Genomic DNA, 656 nt, shown 5'->3' with positions numbered 1-656 from the left:
AAAAAAGCCGCTGCCCGCCGTAAAAAAGAAGCCCGGAAGCGCAGCCGGTGTTAAGAACGTGAAGGTGAGCACCACCGACCCGGAGAGCGGCTTTATGCACCGGGACAACAAGCCAAAGGGCTTCTTCTGGCTTGACCACCGGACGGTGGACGGTAAGCACGGCATCATAACGGATACGTACATCACGCCGGGTAACGTCCACGACAGTCAGCCGTTTATCGGGCGGCTGAAACGCCAGGTGGAACGCTTCGGGCTGGAGCCAGTGGCGGCAGGCGTTGATGCAGGCTACTTCACCTCAGCGGTGTGCCATCTGACGCAGGAGATGGGTATCGCCCTGGTGCCGGGCTACCGGCGTCCTCATAAAGGGCAAAATGATTACCAGAAAAAACACTTCGGATATGACCCGGAGCGGGATGCGTATGTGTGTCCGGCGGGAGGGTTGCTGGGTTACGGCACAACAGACCGCAACGGTTACCGGCACTATCACTCGGACCCGGCAGTGTGCACGGGTTGTGCGCAACGGGAAAAATGCACACAGAACCGGAAGAGGCAGAAGACAATAACGCGACATGTGTGGGAAGAGGCAAAAGAAGAGGCAAACGCGCTGCGGCTGACGAAATGGGGCAAAAAGGTGTATGCCCGGCGTAAGGAAACGG

General features: G+C 58.2%; 1 protein-coding gene. It reads left to right on the top strand.

Going from position 1 to position 656, the window contains the following annotated elements:
* A partial coding sequence (locus ACSZO4_RS25750; protein ID WP_437891918.1) for a transposase occupies nt 1-656 on the top strand: 656 nt, incomplete at both ends.

It is taken from the genome of Phytobacter sp. V91 (assembly GCF_965644225.1).
GTDB lineage: Bacteria > Pseudomonadota > Gammaproteobacteria > Enterobacterales > Enterobacteriaceae > CBFFRJ01.
The sequence above is the reverse complement of the archived record's forward strand: the minus strand, read 5'-3'. Positions and strand labels throughout refer to the sequence as shown.